The sequence below is a fragment of the Pseudoflavonifractor sp. An184 genome, assembly GCF_002160305.1.
Classification (GTDB): Bacteria; Bacillota; Clostridia; order Oscillospirales; family Oscillospiraceae; genus Lawsonibacter; species Lawsonibacter pullicola.
The window spans coordinates 1-4,342 of the sequence record NZ_NFKI01000109.1; the positions used below are offsets into that span (position 1 = coordinate 1).

Here is a 4,342-nt window from a genome sequence, read left to right on the forward strand (position 1 = left end):
TCCGCCTGCTCACCACAGCCCGGGCGCTGGACAAGGAGCGCCTGTACCTGCTGGTGAAGCTCTTCGGCTGTACCGGAATCCCCGTGCAGGAGCTGCCGCGGGTGACGGTAGAGGCCCTCAAGGAGGGCCGGGTCACCGTCCGAAACAGCGGGATTGTCCAACTGCTCCACCTTCCGGACTTTTTGCGGAAGGAATTACTGGCCTACGCCCGGCGGGAGGGGACCGCTTCCGGTCCCGTTTTCCACACCAAGAGCGGGAAACCGCTGGGCCGTACCGCGGTGACGGACAGCATCAAGCAGCTGTGCCGTGACGCCCGGGTACCGGAGGAAAAAGCCAGCCCCCGCTGTTTGAAGCGGCTGTGGCAGAGTACTCAGGACGGCATTCGCGCCCAAATGGACCTGCTGGTGGAGCAGGCCTGTGACCGGCTGATGGAGACGGAACAGTTTGCCGTCGGCTGGGACGCAGATAAGGGGGTGAGTGACGTGTGACGTACTCTTCCCCGCCCCCGCGCTTATGGGGCGAACACTTCAAACAGTAAGGAGGAAAAGGCGAGATGAAAAAACGAATATTGTCGGCGCTGTTGACGTTAGGCATGGTGCTGACAATGCTGCCGGTTTCCGTTTTTGCGACGGATTACGACAACGACGGCAATGAAGATGTGGCCTATGCCGACGGTACCTATTATTCGACACTGGATGCGGCGGTTAATAAGGTAAAGGAAGGCGCGACCATTGAGCTGCTTCAGGACTGTGAGCTAGCCACAGGTTTCAACAAGACCCTGACCTTTACCGGTGGCCACAAAATAACCATTAACAAACAGCTAACGAGCGATGGCGAGGGGTGGATGTGCTTCGGACTTTACGATCCTAACCGTGTACTGACGTTCGACGGTGTGGAAGTAGAGTGGAATTCGGAAGTAGGGACTGCTCCTTGGTTGATGCTGTCCCTGTCCGGTACTCTGAATGTTACCAACGGTGCAAAAGTGAGCTTTACCGTGGATAGCGGCTCTACTGGCAGCAGAAATGCGATCTACATGAATGCTGGTTCTTCCATCAATGTTTCCAATGGCTCTACTTTTGAAATCCATGGATACGACACTGATGGAAAAGAGGGACAAGGGCTTCAGTTGGATAAAACTGGAACGGCCGAGGTCAATGTAACTGGCGGCAGTACGTTCCTGATTGATGGCACCAACCGCGGCTATGTAAATAGTCCGAGCATTTATGTGGAGAATTCTACCTTTACCGTGCAGAATTGTACCTCTAATGCTTCTAACGGAGGAAGCTTTACAGCTGTTAATTCTGTAGTTACTTACCAGAATAATGCTGGACACGGACTTTCTGCTGGAAAAGTGGAGATTCGGAATTCTAATTTTACAGCGGATCAAAACGGATACTATGGTATTTATGCGAGTAGTGGATTTTTAGTGGATTCCACTTCCACGCTGACAGTAACCCGGAATTCTTCCAAGGGCGATTTTGCCGGCCTGAAGCTGACTGGCGGAGTTACTGATGGCAAAATTGAAAAGGACGCTGTGGTTACCATCACCGATAACTATTGCAGCGGCCTATCCAACAACGGCAAGGTTGTCTTCGAGGAAGGCGTTGACCTGACCATCACGGGCAACTACAACGATAAGGGTACCACCAGCAACGGCGGCGGTATCTATAACAGTGGTGCAGCTGCCAACCTGACATTGCCCAGCGATGCAGTTATCTACAATAACCATGCTAAGACCGCTGGCGATGACATTTTCAACAACACCACCTCTACTATCACCTTTAGTCAGGTCGGTTCCGGTTGGGAGCTGGATGACTGCGACCACGCCATTGACGGCTGGTATGACGACAGTGAAGGCAGCCGCTGGGAAGCCGACACGGAACCTTATCATGCGGTAGAGTTTACGGCGTTTGACGCGCTGAACGGCATGACTACCGTTACTAGGCTGACTGCGTTGAAGGCTGCCCACGGTGTGGAACCGATTGATCCCGGCGAAGTGCCGGAGGATACCTGGGAGACCTCCAAGTCCAAGACGGCCACCAACCTGGACGCGGACTACCAGTCTCAGGTGACCCTGTCCCTGCCCGCCGAAAGCTATAAGCCGTCTGTTGATGTAGTCATGGTGATTGATGTTTCCAGTAGCATGAAGGAAACAGACATTGCCGAAGCGAAGGCGGCGGCCAATGCCATGTGCAATGAATTGGCAGGAAAGGACAATATTGAAACTAAAATTGGTATCGTAACCTTTGACAAAGAGGCCCATAACCTGACCAACGGGTTGGTTTCTATCGACGAAGCGAGAACTGCGATCAACAGTATTTCGGCTTCCGAAGACACCAATATGGTGGCCGGATTGATGATGGCGAAAGAGATCCTGAGTTCCGGGAATGGCACAGACCAATACTTGGTCCTGATGAGTGATGGTATTCCTACTTATTGGGTGGAGAATGGGCAGATTACCAGTAAAACATTGATCCGCTACGCTCAGGATAGAATTACCGAGCTCAGCCGCAGTCCGGCGGGCACCGAGCCTGAGGGAAGCGCCCCCGATACCGAGGTAATGTCCATGGAGCAGATCCTGTCTGCTACGGATTGGGATTCCGACTCTAATGAATGGAAACAAATCAGTGATACTGGCGAGGATATCAACCCTGACTGTAAGTATACGAATATCCAAAAAGCTGCATACAAAACAGCTGAGTACCTGCAAGAAGAAATCTTGGGGCAGTATTCGGTCAAGATGGTTGCTTTTGGTACCGACAAGTATGAAAACAACGCCGTGTATCAGTATGGCGAGAATCTCTGTGACTGGATTGGAGCCCAATCCGGTGTCTCCTATTTTAAAATCTCCAAACCCGGCTATGGAGGAGAAGCAGGAGAACTGACGGAGGCTTTCCAGGATATCGCCAATGAGATGGTATATCTGGTAGACAAAGGAACAAAGGTTGTTGACAAAATCGGTTCTGGCACTTATAGTGGAACTGAATATGACTTTGATTTTATCAACAGCCTGGATGCGCTGACGCTGACTGTCGGCGGGGATGAGCTGGATGAGGAAGAACTCATTGATCCCTCCTATACTGATCCCTATGTGACCAGCGCCTACGGCTTTGGCCCCAATGTCAATGGAACCTATCAGTTTGTCCTGAACTACTACGAGAAGGGTGAGGATGGCCAGTCCGACGAATGCTTTGTGTGGGAGATCAATGTTCCTGTCGAGGTAGGGAAAAAGGTCCAGTTGACCTACACCGTTCAGCTGACCAACCCGAAGACCGAATCCGGCACCTATGGAACATATGACGCCGACGGCAGCGAGGGCTACGACGGCCTGTACACCAACAACGAAGCGACCCTGTACCCCGTGGACTCCAACGGCGTGCCGGGACAGGCGGAGAATTTCTATCGTCCCACCGTGTCTTACACGGTCGGCACCGTCTCCATCACCCCCGCCGACATCACCATCTACACCGGCGGCGATGGCTATGACAGCGTGATTACCGATGTGAACGGCGACCAAGTAGAGACGTCCGCTGGTACGGGCCTGCCCACCCCCGGCTTCTACATTGAGCTGCCTGCGGAAGTAAACAATTGGCTCATTGGACAAGCCGCGGAAGAGGATAAGGTCATAAATGACGAGGGCGACGTTGTCGTGGACCTGTCCAAGTACCTGACCTTCACCTACGACGACGGTCAGGGCAACACCCGTACCTGGCATCTGGAGCGGTATGACAACAAGGAAGGCAACGACAGCATGGCCTATAACCGCTACATCTACCGCATCCTGCCCGCCGAAGTGAACAGCGAAGAGATCCCCATCCGGCTCCAGTTCACCGACGACGACGGAACCTTTATGACCTCCGACGACTTTACGGTGAGCCTGGACGAGCTGTTCCATGTGTACGACATGACCATCTATGCCGGCGATCTGAACCAGAAGCTGGTGAAGGCGGTCCTTACGGTGAATGATGCGGCGACCGAGTATGACGCCACGGTGGAAAGCGGCGAACTCACCGTCCGCGGCGTGACGGACAACGGTACCCACACCACCGACGTGGTGACCGAAGCTCCCCCCAATGTGACCAGCGTGACCGCTCAGGTGGGCGAGAACGCCAAGTTCTACATCAACGGCAGCCAGCTGGAGGTCATTGACCCCGACGATGTGAAGCTGTTGGTGGATAGTCTGGTGCCCGACCAGAACAACACCCTGGTCAACAGCGCGCTGCACAAGTTTGACGCCATCCCCAACGACTACGACTATGAGGCGCGCTATCTGGATCTGGTGGATACCAGCAACGGCAACGCCTATGTGACCACCGACGACGCTGTGGTAGTCTACTGGGCC

1 protein-coding gene and 1 pseudogene are annotated in these 4,342 nt (G+C 53.7%); both read left to right on the top strand.

Going from position 1 to position 4,342, the window contains the following annotated elements:
- Positions 1-488, top strand: a pseudogene (locus B5F19_RS17595) (hypothetical protein); the annotation flags it as partial.
- 1,046 nt (positions 489-1,534) lie between these two features.
- Positions 1,535-4,342 (top strand): VWA domain-containing protein (locus tag B5F19_RS16505; protein ID WP_162612605.1); only part of this gene is annotated, 2,808 nt, incomplete at its 3' end.